The organism is Compostimonas suwonensis (assembly GCF_002797855.1).
Lineage (GTDB): Bacteria > Actinomycetota > Actinomycetes > Actinomycetales > Microbacteriaceae > Compostimonas > Compostimonas suwonensis.
Genome location: NZ_PGFB01000002.1, coordinates 40051 through 58142, shown reverse-complemented (window position 1 = coordinate 58142; position 18092 = coordinate 40051). Strand labels below are relative to the sequence as shown.

Here is an 18092-nt window from a genome sequence, read left to right as displayed (position 1 = left end):
CGGTGGCTGGCGCTCGAGTGGCACTGGGTGATGTCTGAAGGCAGCGTGCCCTTAGGCAGGGTACTAGATCGAGATGGCGCGATCGGTCGGCTTCACCGGCGAGGGAAGCTCGGTCTCGCCTTCGAGGTAGCGGTCGACGGATGCCGCGGCCGCGCGCCCCTCGGCGATCGCCCACACGATGAGCGACTGACCGCGACCCGCGTCGCCCGCGACGAAGACGCCGGCCTGGCTGGTCTGGTAGTCCTCGTCGCGCTCGACGTTGCCGCGGCCGTCGAAGGGCAGCTCGAGCTGGCCGCTGAGCTCCTGCGACTCCGGCCCCGTGAAGCCCATGGCGAGCAGCACGAGGTCGGCGGGGATCTCGCGCTCGGTGCCGGCCTTGGGAACGCGACGCCCGTCGAGGTACTCGGTCTCGGCCACGCGGATCGCGCGCACCTCGCCCGCCTCGTTGGAGAGGAACTCGACGGTCGAGGCGAGGTACTGGCGCACGCCGCCCTCCTCGTGCGCGCTCGACACCTCGAAGAGGGTCGGGCTCATCGGCCACGGCTGGTTCTCGGGGCGCTCGGTGGGCGGCTGGGTGCCGATCGCGAGGTTCGTGACGGATGCCGCGCCCTGACGGTGCGCGGTTCCGATGCAGTCCGCGCCCGTGTCGCCGCCGCCGAGCACAACGACGTGCTTGCCCTCCGCGGTGATCTGGTCGACGACCGTGTCACCCGCGCCGGCCTTGTTCTGCTGCACGAGGTACTCCATGGCGAAGTGCACGCCGGGCAGGTCACGGCCCGGGATGGGCAGGTCGCGGGGCACCATCGCACCGGTCGCGACGACGACCGCGTCGTACCGGGAGCGGAGGTCGTCCCAGGTGATGTCGACGCCGATGTCGACGCCCGCGCGGAAGCGGGTGCCCTCGGCCATCATCTGGTTCAGGCGCGCCTCGAGGTGCTTCTTCTCCATCTTGAAGTCGGGGATGCCGTAGCGCAGCAGGCCGCCGATGCGGTCGTCGCGCTCGTAGACGGCGACCGTGTGGCCGGCGCGCGTGAGCTGCTGGGCGGCAGCGAGGCCCGCGGGGCCCGAGCCGACGACGGCGACGGTCTTGCCGGTGAGGCGCTCCGGCGGGTGCGGCTGCACCCAGCCGTTCGCGAACGCCTCGTCGATGATCGACACCTCGACCTGCTTGATCGTGACGGCGGGCTGGTTGATGCCGAGCACGCACGACGACTCGCAGGGCGCCGGGCAGAGCCGGCCCGTGAACTCCGGGAAGTTGTTGGTCGAGTGCAGACGCTCGATCGCCTGGCGGCCTTCGCCGCGCCAGGTGAGGTCGTTCCACTCGGGGATCAGGTTGCCGAGGGGGCAGCCCTGATGACAGAACGGGATGCCGCAGTCCATGCAGCGTCCGGCCTGGCGGCGCAACTGGGCGGGGTCGCCCTGCTCATAGACCTCTTTCCAGTCCATGATCCGCACCGAGACGGGGCGCCGAGCGGGAAGCTCCCGCTCCTGCACCTTCAGAAAGCCCTTGGGATCAGCCACCTGTCACCTCCAAAATCCGTCCCCAGACGATCTCGCCGTCGGGGTCGAGACCCTCGTCGACGGCGTCCTGCCTGGTCGCGAGCACGGCGGCGTAGTCACGCGGCAGTACTTTCACAAAATTCTTCATGGTCTCCTCGACGTTCGCGAGCAGTGCAGCCGCGAGCGTCGAATCGGTCTCGGCGACGTGCCGTTCGAGCAGATCGCGCACGATCTCCTCGTCGGCACTGCCGAGCGGCAGCAGCTCGAGCTCGCCGCTCGCGAGCGAGTCGCGGTTGACGTTCTCTTCGCGCAGGCCGTGCACGTAGGCGGTGCCGCCCGACATCCCCGCGCCCAGGTTGCGACCCGTGCTGCCGAGGATGACGGCGAGGCCGCCGGTCATGTATTCGAGCGCGTGGTCGCCCACGCCTTCGACGACGGCCGTGGCCCCGGAGTTGCGCACCAGGAACCGCTCGCCGACCATCCCCCGGATGAACATGCTGCCCTGGGTCGCGCCGTAGCCGATGACGTTGCCGGCGATGACGTTCTCCTCGGCGGGGAAGGTACTCGTGCGCGCGGGTCGCAGGATGATCTCGCCGCCCGAGAGCCCCTTGCCCACGTAGTCGTTGGAGTCGCCCTCGAGGCGCAGCCGGATGCCGCTCGGCATGAACGCGCCGAACGACTGCCCCGCCGAGCCCGTGAGGGTCACGTCGATCGATCCGGCCGGCAGGCCGTTGACGCCGTGGCGGGTGGTGACGTGGTAGCCCAGCATGGTTCCCACGGCGCGCTCGGTGTTGCGGATGGGCAGCGCGATCTCGACGGTCCCGCCGTGCTCGATGACATCCGCGCTCAAGTGGATGAGCTGGTTGTCGAAGTGCTTCTCGAGCTCGTGATCCTGTGTGCGCTCGTTCTTACGCGGCTCGTCGTCGGCGAAGCGCGGCCCGACGAGGATGGGCGCGAGGTCCATCCCGGAGGCCTTCCAGTGCCGCACGGCCCCGTTGACGTCGAGGATCTCGTTGCGGCCGACGATCTCGTCGATGCTGCGGAAGCCGAGCTCGGCGAGGTACTCGCGCACCTCCTGGGCGATGAACTCGAAGAAGTTGACGACGAACTCGGGTTTGCCCGTGAAACGCGAGCGCAGCTCGGGGTTCTGGGTCGCGACGCCCACGGGGCAGGTGTCGAGGTGGCAGACGCGCATCATGACGCAGCCCGACACGACGAGCGGGGCCGTCGCGAAACCGAACTCCTCCGCGCCCAGGAGCGCGCCGATGATGACGTCGCGCCCGGTCTTCAGCTGGCCGTCGACCTGCACGACGACCCGCGAGCGCATGCCGTTGAGCATAAGCGTCTGCTGGGTCTCGGCCAGGCCGAGCTCCCACGGGGTGCCCGCGTGCTTGAGCGAGTTCACCGGGCTCGCGCCCGTGCCTCCGTCGTGGCCCGAGACGAGCACGACGTCGGCCAGCGCCTTCGTCACGCCCGCCGCGACCGCGCCGATGCCCGACTCGCTCACGAGCTTGACGTGCACACGCGCCGAGGGGTTGGCCCGTTTGAGGTCGTAGATGAGCTGCTTGAGGTCTTCGATCGAGTAGATGTCGTGGTGGGGAGGCGGCGAGATGAGGCCGACCCCGGCCGTGGCGTGACGGGTGCGCGCGACCCAGGGGTACACCTTGGCGCGCGCGAGCTGACCGCCCTCGCCCGGCTTGGCGCCCTGGGCGAGCTTGATCTGGATGTCGTCGGCGTGCGTGAGGTACATGCTCGTGACGCCGAAGCGGCCCGACGCCACCTGCTTGATGGCACTGCGGCGCTGCGGGTCGAGGAGCCTGTCGGCGTCTTCGCCGCCCTCGCCCGTGTTCGACTTGCCGCCGATGCTGTTCATCGCGATCGCGAGGGTCTCGTGGGCCTCCTTCGAGATCGAGCCGTAGCTCATCGCGCCCGTCGAGAAGCGCTTGATGATCGACTCGATCGACTCGACCTCGTCGAGCGGAACGGGCGGGCGCTTCGAGTCGAGGCGGAACATGCCCCGCAGAGTCATGAGCTCCTGGGCCTGGTCGTCGACGAGCTTCGTGTACTCGCGGAAGATGTCGTAGCGGCGCGAACGGGTCGCGTGCTGCAGACGGAAGACCGTGTCGGGGTTGAAGAGGTGCGGCGAGCCGTCGCGTCTCCACTGGTACTCGCCACCCGTCGCCAGGCGCTCGTGCGCGAGGGACGCGGCGTCCTCGGGATAGGCGGCCTCGTGACGCGAGGCGTTCTCGGCCGCGATGACGCCGATGCCGACTCCGCCGAGCTTCGTCGTCGTTCCGGTGAAGTACGCGTCGACGAACTCCTGGCTGAGGCCGACGGCCTCGAAGGCCTGAGCCGCCGCGTACGACGACACGGTGGAGATGCCCATCTTCGACATGATCTTGAGAACGCCCTTGCCGAGCGCCTTGATGACGTTCTTGACGGCCTTCTCGGGCGTGATCCCCGCGATCATGCCGCTGCGCACGAGGTTCTCGCAGCTCTCCATCGCGAGGTACGGGTTGATCGCCGACGCGCCGTAGCCGATCAGCAGGGCGACGTGGTGCACCTCGCGCACGTCGCCGGCCTCGACGACGATGCCGACCTTCATACGGTTCTGGGTGCGGATGAGGTGGTGGTGCACGGCCGCGAGCATAAGCAGCGACGGGATGGGCGCGAGGTCTTTGTTGGAGTCGCGGTCGGAGAGCACGATGAAGCTCGCGCCGCGCTCGATGGCCTCGTCGACCTCGGCGCACATCGCGGCGATCCGGCGTTCCATGGCCTGGGGGCCCTCGTCGACCCGGTAGAGGCCCTTGACCGTCGTCGTCATGCTGCTACCGGGCGACGGGTCGATGTGCTGGATCTTCGCGAGCTCGTCGTTGTCGATCACCGGGAAGTCGAGCACGACCTGCCGCGCGTGCTCCGCGCTCGCGTCGAGCAGGTTGCGCTCGGGGCCGAGGCCCAGCTGCAGCGAGGTGATGACCTCTTCGCGGATGGAGTCGAGCGGCGGGTTGGTCACCTGCGCGAACTGCTGGGTGAAGTAGTCGAAGAGCAGCCGCGGGCGCTGCGAGAGCACCGCGATGGGGGTGTCGGAGCCCATGGCGCCGAGAGGCTCCGCGCCGTTCTGGGCCATCGGCTGCAGGAGGATGCGCACCTCCTCCTCGGTGTAGCCGAAGGTGCGCTGACGCCGGGTGACCGAGGCGGGGGTGTGCACGATGTGCTCGCGCTCGGGCAGGTCTTTGAGGTTGATGCGGCCCTCGTCGAGCCACTCGCCCCAGGGCTCGAGCTCGGCGAGCTGCGCCTTGACCTCCTCGTCTTCGATCACGCGGCCCTCGGCCGTGTCGATGAGGAACATCCGCCCCGGCTGCAGGCGGCCCTTGCGCACGACCTTCGCGGGGTCGATGTCGAGCACGCCCGTCTCGCTGCCGAGCACGACGAGCCCGTCGTCGGTGATGAGGTAGCGACCCGGGCGCAGCCCGTTGCGGTCGAGCGTCGCGCCGACGAGCGTGCCGTCGGTGAAGGTCAGGGCGGCGGGGCCGTCCCACGGCTCCATGAGCATCGAGTGGTACTCGTAGAAGTCGCGCACGGCGGGGTCGAGGTCGGTCTGGTTCTCCCAGGCGGTCGGGACCATCATCATCATCGAGTGCGGCAGCGAGCGGCCCGAGAGCGAGAGCAGCTCGAGCACCTCGTCGAACGACGCGGAGTCGCTCGCGCCGGGGGTGACGATGGGCAGGAGGGGCTCGATGTCGCCGATGAGCTCGGAGTGCAGCTGCGACTGACGCGCCCGCATCCAGTTGCGGTTGCCGGCGACCGTGTTGATCTCGCCGTTGTGCGCCATCAGGCGCAGCGGCTGCGCGAGAGGCCACGACGGGAAGGTGTTGGTCGAGTAGCGCGAGTGCACGATCGCGAGCATCGACGCGAAGCGCTCGTCGGAGAGGTCGGGATAGAACGGCTCCAGCTGGAGCGTCGTGACCATGCCCTTGTAGACGAGGGTGCGCGAGGAGAGCGACACGAAGTAGAGGTTGAGCTCGTGCTCGGCCTGCTTGCGCAGGCGGTAGACGACGCGGTCGAGAGCGATGCCCGAGAGCGTGCCGCCCTCGTCGTCGTGGTGGGTGCTCTCGACGAAGAGCTGGGCGAAATGCGGCATCGCGTCGCGCGCGAGCTTGCCGAGCACCTCGGGGCGCACGGGGACCTCGCGCCAGCCGAGGACCCGCAGGTCTTCGCTCGCGGCGAGCTGCGCGATCCGCTCGACGGCCGCAGCCCGCTCGGCCTCGTCGGTCGGCAGGAAGGTCAGGCCGACGGCGTAGTGCCCCGACTCGGGCAGCTCGAAGTCGGTCACGCCGTCGAGGAACTCGTGCGGGATCTGGGTGAGGATGCCCGCGCCGTCGCCGGTGCCGGCGTCCGAACCGATCGCGCCGCGGTGCTCGAGGTTGCGCAGGGCGCCCAAGGCGTTGTCGATGATGTCGTGGCCCGCGGTTCCGCGCAGGGTCGCGACCATGGCGAGGCCGCAGGCGTCGCGCTCGTCAGAGGGGTCGTAGAGACCCTGCTTCTGGGGGAATGCGCTGAAGCGCGAATACGGAGGCAGGAGTGCCATTTCGTACCGTCCTCACGAACTAGTTACCGAGATGGGACGACGTCGGCCCGTTGTCTGGATGGCACTGTCTCACGCTGTCGAGCCCCTGTGTGCAAGGAAACTCTGTGCGTCAGACGCAACCGAGGGGAAGGATCGGGGGTCGCCGTGCCTTAGGACTGTGAGCCGGTATTGCTTGTGGCAGTGGCTGCACCCGTTTCGACGAGCTGGGCGGCATCATCGCCATCGCCCTCAGTGTCTGAATCGGTACTGTCAGAGTCTACCTGAGGTTTGGAGGGGTTCCATTCCTTGCCCGGCCGGTACGGGCTCAGCTCGAGTCCCGTGTGGCGGCGCGACTGCACGGCGATGACGACGATGCCGATGACGATCGCCGCGAAAGCCGCCCAGACGTTGGTGCGGATGCCGAGGAAGATCTCGCTCGGGTCGATGCGGATCGACTCGAACCACGAGCGGCCGAGGCCGTACCAGATGAGGTAGACGCCGAAGGCGCGGCCCCAGCGCAGGTTGAAGCGACGCTCGAGCACCAGGATGACGACGATGCCGACGACGTTCCAGATCATCTCGTAGAGGAAGGTCGGGTGGAAGAGCGTGCCCTCGGGCAGCCCGACCGGGAACGCCGGGTTGGTGGTCTCGATCTCGAGGCCCCAGGGCAGGTTGGTGGGAACGCCGAAGAGCTCGTGGTTGAAGTAGTTTCCGAAGCGGCCGAGCGCCTGGGCGAGCAGGAGGCCGGGAGCCAGGGCGTCGGCGAACGACCAGAAACGCAGGCCCGTGAGCCGGCAGCCGATGTACGCGCCGACGGCGCCGCCGATGAGCGAGCCGAAGATCGCGTTGCCGCCCTCCCAGATGTACAGCACCTTGAGCAGGTCGGCACCCGGGTAGAAGTAGTCGCCGGGGTGGGTGAGCACGTGGTAGAAGCGCGCGCCCACGATGCCGAGCGGAACCGCCCAGAGGATGATGTCGAGCACGATGCCCGGCTCGGCCCCGCGCTTGGTGAGACGGCGCGAGGTCCAGATCGTGGCGACGATGATGCCCGCGAGGATGCACAGGGCGTACGTGTGGATCGAGAAGATCCAGACGGAGAACGACTGCCACGCAGGATCGGGACTGGGGATGCTCTGCCCGAGGATGCCCTCGAGAAGACTCTGGGTCGCAAACACCGAGATGCTCACCTTTCATGCTGTGGAGCGTCGCCGCCGAGTGTGGACTGTGGGCGTGGACCGCCCCGGCCAATTTAGCCTAGTTGGCGTTGAGCGTGCCGCGTGACAGTGAACGGGCCACCTCGGCGACGCGATCGACACCGCCCTCGGACAGCGCGCGCACGAGGGCGGAGCCCACGATCGCGCCGTCCGCGTAGCCGATGACCTCGCGCACCTGCTCGGCCGTGGAGATGCCGATCCCCACGCAGGCGCTCGTGGCGCCCACCTCTCGCAGGCGCCCGACGAGCACACGAGCGGCGGCGTCGACGTCGGCGCGCGCGCCCGTGATGCCCATCGTCGAGACCGCGTAGACGAATCCCCTGCTGAGCTCGACGGCACGTGAGAGCCGCGTCTGCGTCGACGAGGGAGCCGCGAGGAAGACCCGGTCGAGCCCGTGGGTCTCGGAGGCGGCGAGCCAGTCGTCGGCCTCGTCGGGGACGAGGTCGGGGGTGATGAGCCCGGCTCCCCCGGCGGCGGCGAGATCGGTCGCGAAGCGGTCGACGCCGTACTGCACGACGGGGTTCCAGTAGGTCATGAGCAGGACGGGGGCGTCGACGCGGGCCGTGATCGCCTCGACCGCCTCGAAGGCGTGCCGCAGCTTGAAGCCGCCCGCGAGAGCGGTCTGGGTCGCGGCCTGGATGACGGGGCCGTCCATGACCGGATCGGAGTACGGCACACCCAGCTCGAGCACGTCGACGCCGTTCTCGACGAGCGCCACAGCCGCCTCGATGCTCGTCTCGAGGTCGGGGAAGCCCACGGGCAGGTAGCCCACGAGCGCCCCGCTGCCGTCGGCGACGCGCTGCGCGATCCGGGTGGCGACAGGAGAGACGTGCTCGGTCACTGGGCTGCTCCCTCGTCGAAGAGGCCGAAGTAGCGGGCCGCCGTGTCCATGTCCTTGTCGCCGCGACCGCTCAGGCTCACGAGGATCGTGCTCTGCGGGCCCAGGCGCTTGCCGAGGTCGATCGCGCCCGCGAGGGCGTGCGCAGACTCGATCGCCGGGATGATGCCCTCCGTGCGCGTGAGCAGGCGGAGCGCCTCCATGGCCTGGGCGTCGGTGATCGGCAGATAGCGCGCACGGCCGATGTCGGCCAGCCAGGCGTGCTCGGGGCCCACGCCGGGGTAGTCGAGGCCCGCCGAGATCGAGTGCGACTCGATCGTCTGGCCGTCCTCGTCCTGCAGCATGTAGCTCCGTGCGCCGTGCAGCACGCCGGGTCGCCCGCGCGTGATGGTGGCGGCGTGCTGCTCGGTGTCGGCGCCGAGACCCGCGGCCTCGAAGCCGTAGAGCGCGACATCCGGGTCGTCGAGGAAGGCGTGGAAGATGCCCATCGCGTTGGAGCCGCCGCCCACGCACGCCGCGACGGCGTCGGGGAGGGCGCCCGTGAGCTCGAGCACCTGGGCCCGGGCCTCCTCGCCGATGATCTTGTGGAAATCGCGCACCATGACCGGGAAGGGGTGCGGGCCTGCGACCGTGCCGAGCAGGTAGTGGGTCGTGTCGACGTTCGCGACCCAGTCGCGCAGCGCCTCGTTGATCGCGTCTTTGAGGGTGCGCGAGCCGTTCGTGACCGGGATGACCTCGGCCCCCAAGAGCCTCATCCGTGCGACGTTGAGCGCCTGGCGCTCCGTGTCGACCTCGCCCATGTAGACGACGCACTCCATGCCGAAGAGGGCCGCGGCGGTCGCCGTCGCGACGCCGTGCTGGCCCGCTCCGGTCTCGGCGATGAGGCGGGTCTTGCCGAGACGGCGGGCGAGCAGGGCCTGACCGAGCACGTTGTTGATCTTGTGGGAGCCCGTGTGGTTGAGGTCCTCGCGCTTGAGGATGACGCGAGCGCCGCCCGCGTGCTCCGCGAAGCGCGGCACCTCGGTGATGATCGACGGGCGGCCCGTGTAGTTGCGGTTGAGCTCGTCGAGCTCGGCCACGAACACGGGGTCGACGCGCGCCTGCGCATAGGCCTCCGCGAGCTCGTCGAGGGCCTCGATGAGCGATTCGGGCACAAAGCGCCCGCCGTACTCGCCGAAATAGGGACCGGTTTCGTCGCGCAGGGGCATCAGACCGCCAAGAATTCGGAGAGGGTTCGGACGGGGTCGCTCGTGACGAGGGCCTCGCCCACGAGGACGACGTCGGCCCCGGCGGAACGGTAGTGCGCGACATCCGCGGCGTTCTTGACCGCGGACTCCGCGACCCGCACGACACCGGCGGGGATGCTGTCGGCGAGACGGCCGAAGAGATCCTGGTCGAGCTCGAAGGTCGAGAGGTCGCGGGCGTTGACGCCGACGAGCGCCGCTCCGACGTCGAGGGCCCGCTCGACCTCCTCGGCGCTGTGCGTCTCGACGAGGGCCGTCATGCCCAGGCCCGTCACGAGCTCGTGCAGCTCGCTCAGCCTGCTCTGCTCGAGGGCGGCGACGATGAGCAGCACGAGATCCGCTCCCGCTGCGCGCGCCTCGAACACCTGATAGGGGTTCGCGATGAAGTCTTTGCGCAGCACGGGGATCGAGATCGCCGCGCGCACCTCGTCGAGGTCGTCGAGGGAGCCCTTGAAACGGCGGCCCTCGGTGAGCACGCTCACCGCGCTCGCTCCCCCGGTCTCGTACGAGACGGCGAGCGAGGCGGGGTCGGCGATCTCGGCGAGGGCGCCGCGCGAGGGGCTCGCGCGCTTGACCTCGGCGATGATCTTCACCCGGGGCGCGGGTGCGAGCGCCGCGAGGGCGTCGAGTGCGGGCGGCGCCGCGTGCGCCGCCGCCTCGACGAGGTCGAGGGGTCTGAGCGCACGGCGGTCTTCTGCGTCGGCGAGGGCGCCGGCGACGAGATCGTCCAACACGGCTCTAGTGGACCTTGGCGGCGTACTTCGAGCCGTTGACTCCGTAGCCGGCGCGGGAGAGCACCCAGCCCACGATGAGGCCGACGACCAGGAGTGCTGCGGAGGCCCAGACGAGCCACGCGAGATCGAACCAGAAGGCGAAGGTGCCGATCGTCACGGCGACGAGCATGATGATGACAGCCGTCCATGCGGCGGGCGAGTTGCCGTGGCCGGGATCTGCTGACTCAATGCTCATGTGTTCGTCCTCGTGGTCGTGGTCGGCGCCGGTGTGGGTCTGCGCTGCCGTTGGTCGTGCGGGTGTTGGTCGTGCCGGGAAGTCGTGCACGAGGCGACGAGCGCCTCGCGGCAAGTCTACAGATTCGTCTGCCCCGGGTGAACTCATGCGGGGCGCGTCGGGTCGTCTCCCCGGCTCAGCTCGTCCCAGGCGTCGACGTTGCGGTCGGCCTCGGTCTCCTCCGTCGCGAGAGCCGCGCTGCCGTCGGCGGGCACGAGCACGACGGGCTGGTACCGTCGGGAGGACGCCGGCCAGCGTCGCGAGGTGACGCACACCGCGAGGCCGCCGACGACGGTCAGGATGCCGCCCGCCACCGCCACCGCGCCCCACGCGGTCGACGACCACGAGTCGACGAGCGCCGAGACGGAGTCGGAGCCCGCCACACCCGTCGTGGTGGTGACCGCCGACGCTCCGGCGGCGACCGGATCGGCCAGCGCGAGCGAGGCGGAGAGCAGCACGCAGCCGCCGAGGAGGATGTCGAGGATGCCGAGCACGATGCGGAAGACGGGCCCCGCGATCGCGAGCGCCGCGGCCAGGGCGAGCCCCGCGAGCGACAGGGCGCTCAGTGCCGGCGCCGCGACCGAGCCGTCGACCGGGATCGTCGCACCCGTGAGTAGCGTGAGGGTCGACCAGGGCTGCGACCAGGCGAGCAGGCCGATGCCGCTCGAGACGGCGACGAGCAGCAGGATGAGGTACTTGACGCGCGCCGAGCCGCGCTTCGCCTGCTGTGACGTCGTCATGCTCACTGCACCCGTCTGAGAGTGTTGGCGACCGCGACCGCCCGCAGGGGCGCCGCGGCCTTGTTCTGCGACTCCTGGAACTCGGAGCGCGGGTTCGAGTCGGCCACGAGGCCGCCTCCCGCCTGCACGTGGGCGACGCCGTCGATGATCGTCGCCGTGCGGATGGCGATCGCGAGATCCGCGTCGCCCGCGAAGCCGAAGTAGCCGACCACTCCCCCGTAGACGCCGCGCTGGGCGGGCTCGAGGTCGTCGATGATCTCGAGCGCTCGCGGCTTCGGAGCGCCGGAGAGCGTTCCGGCGGGGAACGTCGCACGGAAGACGTCGATGGCCGTGGCATCCGGGAGCAGCTCGCCCTCGACCGAGGAGACGATGTGCATGATATGGCTGAACCGCTCGATGCGCATGAACTCGCTGACCTCGACGCTGCCCGCGCGGCACACCTTGAGCAGGTCGTTGCGCGCGAGGTCGACGAGCATGAGGTGCTCGGCGCGCTCCTTCTCGTCGGAGATGAGCTCGGTCGCGAGGGCCGAGTCCTCCTCCGGGGTCGCCCCGCGCGGTTTCGAGCCGGCGATCGGGTGGGTGAACACCCGGTCGTTCTGCACCTTGAAGAGCGCCTCGGGCGAGGAGCCCACGATCGAGAACGGCTCGCCCTCGGGCGACTCGAGGTGCAGGAGGTACATGTAGGGGCTCGGATTGAGCGTGCGCAGCACCCGGTAGACGTCGAGCGGATCGGCGTCGGTCGGCTGGTCGAAACGCTGCGAGATGACGACCTGGAAGATGTCGCCGTCGACGATGTGGCGCTTGGCGGTCACGACCGAGCCGAGGAAGTCGTCTTCGAGGGTGCGCGAGGCGGCGCTCGACGGGGCGTCGAAGTCGACGTCGCCGAGCCAGGTCTCGCTCGGCTGCGCGAGCGCCGACTGCATCGTGTCGAGGCTCGCCTGCGCAGCCGCCCACAGCTCGTCGGGGCTCTGGGTGCCGTCGTTGAGCACGTTGGAGACGAGCTGCACCGTGCCGATCTTGTGGTCGAGCACGATGAGCTCCGCGACGAAGCAGAGCGTCTGCCCGGGCACCGAGTAGTCGGCCGGCGGGCGGTTCGGCAGCCGCTCGATCTGACGGATCGCCTCCCAGCCGATGAATCCGACGAGACCGCCCGTGAGCGGCGCGTTGCCGGGGATCCGCGGTGTCTGCCAGCGCTCGTAGAGCGCCGCGAGGGCTTCGAGCGGGGCTCCGTGCACGCCGTCGCCGAGGGCGCGCTCGGCGCTCAGCCCGTAGTCGAGCCAGACCGCTTCGTCTCCGCTCTGGCTCAGGGCGCCGAAGGAGGAGACCCCCACGAAGGAGAAACGCGACCAGATGCCGCCCTGCTCCGCCGATTCGAGCAGGAACGAGCCGGGACGGCCCGCGGCGAGCTTGCGGTAGATGCCAACCGGCGTCTCGCCGTCGGCGAAGAGCTCGCGCACGACGGGGATCACCCGGTGCTCCTCGAGCAGGCTCTCGAACTGATCGCGTGTGGTCGTGCCGTTCGGGTGGCGTGGCAGCGTGCTTGTCATGAGGAACTACTCCGGCGTGGAAGAGGCGTCAAACGAGGTCGGGCGAGCCGACGACGACGTCGACCGGATCGCCGTCGAAGCAGGTGCGGGTGCCCGTGTGGCAGGCGACGCCGATCTGGTCGACCTGCACGAGAATGGTATCGCCATCGCAGTCGAGGGCGGCGGAGCGCACGTACTGGGGGTTGCCCGAGGTGTCGCCCTTGCGCCAGTACTCCTGCCGGGAGCGCGACCAGAAGGTGACCCTGCCCTCGGTGAGGGTGCGACGGAGCGCCTCCGCGTCCATCCAGCCCAGCATGAGCACCTCTTTCGAGTCCCACTGCTGGATGATCGCGGGCGCGAGCCCGTCGGCCGTGAAGGCGACCCTGTCGATGACGTCTTGCGTGCTCATGCCCTCACCACAATCCCTTCTGCGGCCAGCTCGTTCTTGACCTGGCCGATCGTGAGCTCACCCGAGTGGAAGACGGATGCCGCGAGCACGGCGTCCGCGCCCGCCCGAAGTGCCGGCGCGAAGTCCCGCAGGGCTCCTGCTCCGCCCGACGCGATGACGGGAACCGAGCTGATCGCCCGCATCGCGGCGACGAGCTCGAGGTCGAAGCCCTCCTTGGTGCCGTCGGCGTCGATCGAGTTGACGAGCAGCTCGCCCGCACCCAGCTCGATGGCGCGCCGCGCCCAGACGAGGGCGTCGAGGTCGGTCTCGACCCGGCCGCCGTGCGTCGTCACGACGAAGCCCGACTCGGCGGACGCGTTGCGGGTGACGTCGAGCGAGAGCACGAGCACCTGCGCGCCGAAGCGGTCGGCGATCTCGGAGAGGAGCTCGGGGCGCGCGATCGCGGCGCTGTTGACGCCGATCTTGTCGGCGCCGTGGCCGAGCAGACGAGCGACGTCCTCGGCGCTGCGCACGCCCCCGCCGACCGTGAGCGGGATGAAGACCTGCTCGGCGGTCGCCTGCACGACCTCGTAGGTCGTCGAGCGGTCGTCGACCGTCGCGGTCACGTCGAGGAAGGTGAGCTCGTCGGCGCCCTGCTCGAAGTAGCGGCGTGCGAGCTCGACCGGGTCACCGGCATCCCGCAGGTTCTGGAAGTTGACCCCTTTGACGACCCGCCCGTCGGCGACGTCGAGGCACGGGATGACTCTGACAGCGAGAGACATGGCCGCTCCTAGAGCCGGGCGGCGTGGATCGAGCTGACCAGGATCGCACGCGCCCCGAGATCGTAGAGCCTGTCCATCACGAGGTTGGTCTCGGTGCGCGGCACCATGACCCGCACGGCCACCCACTCGGGGTCGTGCAGAGGCGAGACGGTCGGCGACTCGAAGCCGGGCACGAGCGCCGTGGCCTCGTCGAGGATCGCGACGGGGCAGTCGTAGTCCATGAGCACGTACTCGCGCGCCACGAGCACGCCCTGCAGGCGGCGCAGCAGGGTCGCGACGCCGGGCTTCTCCTCCGGCGAGCTCACGAGAACCGCGTTCGACTGCAGAATGACGGGGCCGAAGACCTCGAGCCCGGCGTTCCTGAGCGTGGTGCCGGTCTCGACGACATCGGCGATCACGTCGGCGACGCCGAGGCGCACGGCCGACTCGACCGCGCCGTCGAGCTTGATGAGCGCGACGGACACGCCGGCCTCGGCGAGGAAGTCGCCCACGAGGCCCGGGTAGCTCGTCGCCACCCGCAGCCCCGCCATGTCGGCGAGCTCGGAGAACTCCCCGGCCGGCCCGGCGAAGCGGAAGGTCGAGCGGCCGAAGCCCAGGCTCGCCGTCTCGACGGCGGACGAGCCCGAGTCGAGCAGGAGGTCGCGGCCCGTGATGCCGACGTCGAGCGCACCCGAGCCCACGTAGGTCGCGATGTCGCGAGGGCGCAGGTAGAAGAACTCGACGTCGTTGCGCGGATCGGAGTGGTGGAGCTCTTTGGGGTCGCGCCGGCCGGAGTAGCCGGCCTCGAGCAGCATCTGGGCCGCGGTTTCTGAGAGGGAGCCCTTGTTGGGCACTGCGATGCGCAGCATGTGTGTACTTCCTAGGCTGGAGGTGGACATCGACGGGGAGGATGCTCAGTTGTTCTGTTCTGCATCACAGCAGTTCACCATCACAGATGTCGGTACACGTCGGCCGGGCTGAGCCCGCGCGCGATCATGAGGACCTGCACGTGGTAGATCAGCTGGGAGATCTCCTCGGCGGTGCGCTCATCCGACTCGTACTCTGCGGCCATCCAGACTTCGGCTGCCTCTTCGACGACCTTCTTCCCGATCCCGTGCACACCCGTGTCGAGCTCGCGCACGGTTCCCGAGCCTTCGGGCCGGGTCTGGGCCTTCTCGCTGAGTTCAGCAAAGAGGTCGTCGAAGGTTTTCACCGTCTAAGGCTACCGTCAGTGCGAGTGGCTCTGTGCCGCTCGGCGCAGTGCATCGATGTTGGATGCCGGGTCGTCGCCCGAGAAGACGCTCGAGCCGGCCACGAAGGTGTCGGCCCCCGCCTCGGCCGCCATCCCGATCGTCGCGGCGGTGATGCCGCCGTCGACCTGCAGCCAGACGTCGACGCCCCGGCGGGCAACCTCCTCGCGCAGGCTGAGCAGCTTGGGCATCGTGCTCGGCATAAAGCTCTGGCCGCCGAAGCCCGGCTCCACCGTCATCACGAGCACCTGGTCGAACTCGCCGAGCAGCTCGAGGTACGGCTCGACCGCCGTGCCCGGTTTGAGGGCGAGACCCGCGCGCGCGCCGATCCCGCGGAGCCGGCGGGCGAGCGCGACCGGGTCGGCCGAGGCCTCGGCGTGGAAGGTGACCGAGAAGGCGCCGAGCTCGGCGTAGCCGGGTGCCCAGCGCTCCGGATCGTCGATCATGAGATGCACGTCGAGCGGGATGGGCGACACCGCCTGGATGCGCTCCACCATCTGTGGGCCGAAGGTGAGGTTCGGCACGAAGTGGTTGTCCATGACGTCGACGTGCACGAGATCGGCCGATGCGATCCGGCCGAGCTCGCTCTGCATGTTGACGAAGTCCGCGGCGAGGATGCTCGGATTGATCCGGATCGGCGTAGGCATGATCTCAGCGTAGCCGCGGGGGCGGGTCGCGCGGCTCAGTCGCGGGTCAGGAGCGCGATGAACATGGCGTCGGTGCCGTGCCGGTGCGGCCAGAGCTGCACCATGCCGTCGGCGCCCGCGAGGTCGAGGGGCTCGACGCTCAGGGACTCGAGAACGGCCGCGGTGTCGAGCGTTCGCACCCGGCCGTCGCCTTTCGCGACGGCGTCGTCCACGATCAGGCGCGTCTCGGCGAGGTGGGGCGAGCAGGTCACGTAGGCGACGATCCCGCCGGGCGCGAGCGCGCCGAGCGCCGCGTCGAGCAGTCGCGCCTGCAGGCCGGTGAGCTCCGCGACGTCTCGCGGGGTCTTGCGCCAGCGCGCCTCCGGCCGGCGCCGCAGCGCCCCGAGCCCCGTGCACGGCGCGTCGAGCAGGATGCGGTCGAAGCGGCCGGGGTTGTCGTGGGCGAACTCGATCCCGTCGCCCTCGTGCACCTCGACCTCGCTCTCGAGCCGGCCGAGAGCGCGTCGCACGAGGTCGACGCGGGCCGGGATGAGCTCGTTGGCGACGAGGGTCGCCCCACCCTGCCGGGCCTCGGCGGCGAGCAGGGCGGCCTTGCCCCCGGGGCCCGCGCAGAGGTCGAGCCAGCTCTCCCCCGGCCGGATGCCGCGCGCGCGGCTGAGGGCGAGCGCGGCCAGCTGGGAGCCCTCGTCCTGCACCCGCACGGTGCCGCTGTGCACGGCCGGGAGCTGTTGCGGGTCGCCGCCGCGCAGCACGAAGCCGAGGGGCGAGAAGCGGTTGGGGCTCGATCCGGCGACGTCGACGTCGTGCTCGGTCGCGAGCCCCGGAAGCGCGACCATGTTGACGCGCGGGGCCGTGTTGTCGGCGAGCAGCAGCTCCTCGAGCTCCTCGCCCCTGCCTTCGGCCTGGAGGGAGTCGCGCAGGGCGCGGACGACCCAGCCCGGGTGCGAGTACTCCGCGGCGAGCCGGTCGTCCGAGCCCTTCGCGGCGTCGAGCACACGCTGCCGCCACTCCTCCGGAGTGCTGCGGCTGATGGTGCGCAGCACACCGTTGCTGAAGCCCGTCGCCGACTGCGAGCCCACCGTGCGCGCGAGCGAGACCGACTCGTTGACGGCCGCGTGCGGCGCGATGCGCGTCGAGAGGATCTGGTGCACGCCGAGGCGCAGCACGTCGAGGATGGGCGGGTCGATCTGGTCGACGGGCCGGCCGGCGGCGATCGAGATGACCCGGTCGTAGTAGCCCATCATGCGCAGGGTGCCGTAGGTGAGCTCGGTGGCGAGCGCCGCGTCGGCGGAGTCGAGCGCCGCGCGGGAGATCTTGGTGGGCAGCAGGAGGTTGGCGTAGGCATCCGACTCGCGCACGGCCTCGAGCACCTCGAAGGCGACCCGGCGCGCGGGCTGCGCGGGGGTGAGGCGCGGGCGGCTCGAAGGGCCCTGACGGTGACGGCCTCCGCCTCCGGGGCGCGTGACGCCGCTCATCGGGCGACGACCGTCTCGGATGCCGCGTGCCCCCGCCACCACGCGGCGGCCTCCATCGGGCGCTTGCCGGCCGGCTGCACCAGGGCGAGCTCGAGTGCGACGGTGCCCGTGCCCACGAGCACCGCGCCGTCGCGGCTCTCGATCGCACCCGGGGCGAGGGTGACGGTGTCGTGCGCGCCGCCGATCGCGAGGATCTTGAAGCGCTCCTCGTCGATCGTCGTGAAGGCGCCCGGCTCGGGGGTCACGCCGCGCACCCGCTGCGACACCTCCTGGGCGCTGCGGGTCCAGTCGATGCGGGCGTCGTCGATGCCGAGCTTCGCGGCGTAGTTCGACTCGCCGCGCTGCTGCGTGGAGCGCGCGGTCCCCGCGGCGATCGCGTCGACGACGTCCGCGAGCAGAGCGGCGCCGCGCCCGGCGAGATCGGTGAGCGCGTCACCGGCCGTCTCCGCAGGGAGCGCCGGGCGTTCGAGCGTCGCGAAGACGGGGCCCTCGTCGAGGCCCGCGACGAGCTGGAAGACGCTCGCGCCGAGCACGGGATCGCCCGCCATGATCGCGCGCTGCACGGGCGCCGCGCCCCGCCAGCGGGGCAGCACGGAGAAGTGCAGGTTGATCCAGCCGTGGGTCGGCGTCGAGAGCAGCGGCTCGCGGATGAGGCCGCCGTAGGCGACGATGACCCCGAGCTCGGGCCAGAGGGCGCCGATCCGCTCGGTCGCCTCCTCGTCGAGCCGGTTGGCCTTGAGCACGGGCAGCCCGAGCTCGTCAGCGGCGCGCGCGACGGGCGATGGAGTGAGCACCTTCTTGCGGCCGAGCGGGGCGTCCTGGCGGGTGACGACGGCGTGGACCTCGTGCGCCGAGGCGTGCAGGGCGCGCAGGCTCGGCACGGCGGCATCCGGGGTTCCTGCGAAGACGAGCCTCACCGGGTGCCCCGCTCGCC

The 18092-nt window shown here is 70.3% G+C and carries 16 protein-coding genes; all 16 read right to left on the bottom strand.

The genetic code is table 11. From position 1 onward, the window contains the following. Positions 1 to 63: 63 nt before the first annotated feature. The 16 genes from CLV54_RS04050 to fmt all read right to left on the bottom strand — a co-directional run bounded on the left by CLV54_RS04050 (position 64) and on the right by fmt (position 18075). Complete coding sequence (locus CLV54_RS04050) at positions 64 to 1521, bottom strand: glutamate synthase subunit beta (protein ID WP_100343701.1); 1458 nt, start codon at positions 1519 to 1521, stop codon at positions 64 to 66. Further along, a complete protein-coding gene (gene gltB / locus CLV54_RS04045; protein WP_100343700.1) occupies positions 1514 to 6088 on the bottom strand; it encodes a glutamate synthase large subunit in 4575 nt (1524 codons plus the stop codon). Before gltB ends, CLV54_RS04050 begins: the two co-directional genes overlap by 8 nt. Positions 6089 to 6237: 149 nt before the next feature. Further along, the gene (gene lgt / locus CLV54_RS04040; RefSeq protein WP_425430266.1) at positions 6238 to 7248 is read right to left on the bottom strand and encodes a prolipoprotein diacylglyceryl transferase; all 1011 of its coding nucleotides are present in this window, start codon (positions 7246 to 7248) and stop codon (positions 6238 to 6240) included. Positions 7249 to 7321: 73 nt separating this feature from the next. Continuing rightward, the gene (trpA, locus tag CLV54_RS04035) at positions 7322 to 8122 is read right to left on the bottom strand and encodes a tryptophan synthase subunit alpha (RefSeq protein ID WP_100343699.1); all 801 of its coding nucleotides are present in this window, start codon (positions 8120 to 8122) and stop codon (positions 7322 to 7324) included. Then, the gene (trpB, locus tag CLV54_RS04030; RefSeq protein ID WP_100343698.1) at positions 8119 to 9327 is read right to left on the bottom strand and encodes a tryptophan synthase subunit beta; all 1209 of its coding nucleotides are present in this window, start codon (positions 9325 to 9327) and stop codon (positions 8119 to 8121) included. Before trpB ends, trpA begins: the two co-directional genes overlap by 4 nt. Continuing rightward, positions 9327 to 10097 carry an indole-3-glycerol phosphate synthase TrpC gene (gene trpC / locus CLV54_RS04025; RefSeq protein ID WP_100343697.1) on the bottom strand — a complete coding sequence of 257 codons (771 nt, stop codon included), beginning with the start codon at positions 10095 to 10097 and terminating at the stop codon, positions 9327 to 9329. The genes trpB and trpC overlap by 1 nt, the downstream gene beginning before the upstream one ends. Positions 10098 to 10101: 4 nt before the next feature. Beyond that, the gene (locus tag CLV54_RS04020) at positions 10102 to 10332 is read right to left on the bottom strand and encodes a DUF6704 family protein (protein WP_100343696.1); all 231 of its coding nucleotides are present in this window, start codon (positions 10330 to 10332) and stop codon (positions 10102 to 10104) included. 143 nt (positions 10333 to 10475) lie between these two features. Continuing rightward, positions 10476 to 11111 (bottom strand): Trp biosynthesis-associated membrane protein, encoded by a 636-nt coding sequence (locus CLV54_RS04015; RefSeq protein ID WP_100343695.1) that lies wholly within the window; start codon positions 11109 to 11111, stop codon positions 10476 to 10478. 2 nt (positions 11112 to 11113) lie between these two features. Further along, positions 11114 to 12658, bottom strand: coding sequence for an anthranilate synthase component I (locus CLV54_RS04010; protein ID WP_100343694.1), 1545 nt, complete (start codon positions 12656 to 12658; stop codon positions 11114 to 11116). A 28-nt stretch (positions 12659 to 12686) separates the two neighbouring features. Further along, positions 12687 to 13046, bottom strand: a complete 360-nt coding sequence (gene hisI, locus CLV54_RS04005; protein ID WP_100343693.1) for a phosphoribosyl-AMP cyclohydrolase — start codon at positions 13044 to 13046, stop codon at positions 12687 to 12689. Beyond that, entirely contained in the window at positions 13043 to 13807 is a 765-nt protein-coding gene (hisF, locus tag CLV54_RS04000; protein WP_100343692.1) for an imidazole glycerol phosphate synthase subunit HisF, read from the bottom strand. Before hisF ends, hisI begins: the two co-directional genes overlap by 4 nt. An 8-nt stretch (positions 13808 to 13815) precedes the next feature. Further along, complete coding sequence (gene hisG, locus CLV54_RS03995; protein ID WP_100343691.1) at positions 13816 to 14655, bottom strand: ATP phosphoribosyltransferase; 840 nt, start codon at positions 14653 to 14655, stop codon at positions 13816 to 13818. Positions 14656 to 14735: 80 nt separating this feature from the next. Next, complete coding sequence (locus CLV54_RS03990; protein WP_100343690.1) at positions 14736 to 14999, bottom strand: phosphoribosyl-ATP diphosphatase; 264 nt, start codon at positions 14997 to 14999, stop codon at positions 14736 to 14738. 15 nt (positions 15000 to 15014) lie between these two features. After that, the gene (rpe, locus tag CLV54_RS03985) at positions 15015 to 15683 is read right to left on the bottom strand and encodes a ribulose-phosphate 3-epimerase (RefSeq protein WP_100343689.1); all 669 of its coding nucleotides are present in this window, start codon (positions 15681 to 15683) and stop codon (positions 15015 to 15017) included. Positions 15684 to 15718: 35 nt separating this feature from the next. After that, a complete protein-coding gene (locus tag CLV54_RS03980; RefSeq protein ID WP_100344354.1) occupies positions 15719 to 17158 on the bottom strand; it encodes an RsmB/NOP family class I SAM-dependent RNA methyltransferase in 1440 nt (479 codons plus the stop codon). Further along, positions 17155 to 18075 (bottom strand): methionyl-tRNA formyltransferase, encoded by a 921-nt coding sequence (gene fmt / locus CLV54_RS03975; RefSeq protein ID WP_100343688.1) that lies wholly within the window; start codon positions 18073 to 18075, stop codon positions 17155 to 17157. Before fmt ends, CLV54_RS03980 begins: the two co-directional genes overlap by 4 nt. Between the last annotated feature and the right edge of the window lie 17 nt (positions 18076 to 18092).

What these genes read in the sequence shown, in the direction of transcription:
- rpe (WP_100343689.1), bottom strand. Translation starts at nt 15,683, where the DNA reads ATGCCTACGCCGATCCGGATCAATCCGAGCATCCTCGCCGCGGACTTC.
- CLV54_RS04020 (WP_100343696.1), bottom strand. Translation starts at nt 10,332, where the DNA reads ATGAGCATTGAGTCAGCAGATCCCGGCCACGGCAACTCGCCCGCCGCA.
- gltB (WP_100343700.1), bottom strand. Translation starts at nt 6,088, where the DNA reads ATGGCACTCCTGCCTCCGTATTCGCGCTTCAGCGCATTCCCCCAGAAG.
- CLV54_RS04015 (WP_100343695.1), bottom strand. Translation starts at nt 11,111, where the DNA reads ATGACGACGTCACAGCAGGCGAAGCGCGGCTCGGCGCGCGTCAAGTAC.
- trpB (WP_100343698.1), bottom strand. Translation starts at nt 9,327, where the DNA reads ATGCCCCTGCGCGACGAAACCGGTCCCTATTTCGGCGAGTACGGCGGG.
- CLV54_RS04010 (WP_100343694.1), bottom strand. Translation starts at nt 12,658, where the DNA reads ATGACAAGCACGCTGCCACGCCACCCGAACGGCACGACCACACGCGAT.
- hisF (WP_100343692.1), bottom strand. Translation starts at nt 13,807, where the DNA reads ATGTCTCTCGCTGTCAGAGTCATCCCGTGCCTCGACGTCGCCGACGGG.
- CLV54_RS03980 (WP_100344354.1), bottom strand. Translation starts at nt 17,158, where the DNA reads ATGAGCGGCGTCACGCGCCCCGGAGGCGGAGGCCGTCACCGTCAGGGC.
- hisI (WP_100343693.1), bottom strand. Translation starts at nt 13,046, where the DNA reads ATGAGCACGCAAGACGTCATCGACAGGGTCGCCTTCACGGCCGACGGG.
- hisG (WP_100343691.1), bottom strand. Translation starts at nt 14,655, where the DNA reads ATGCTGCGCATCGCAGTGCCCAACAAGGGCTCCCTCTCAGAAACCGCG.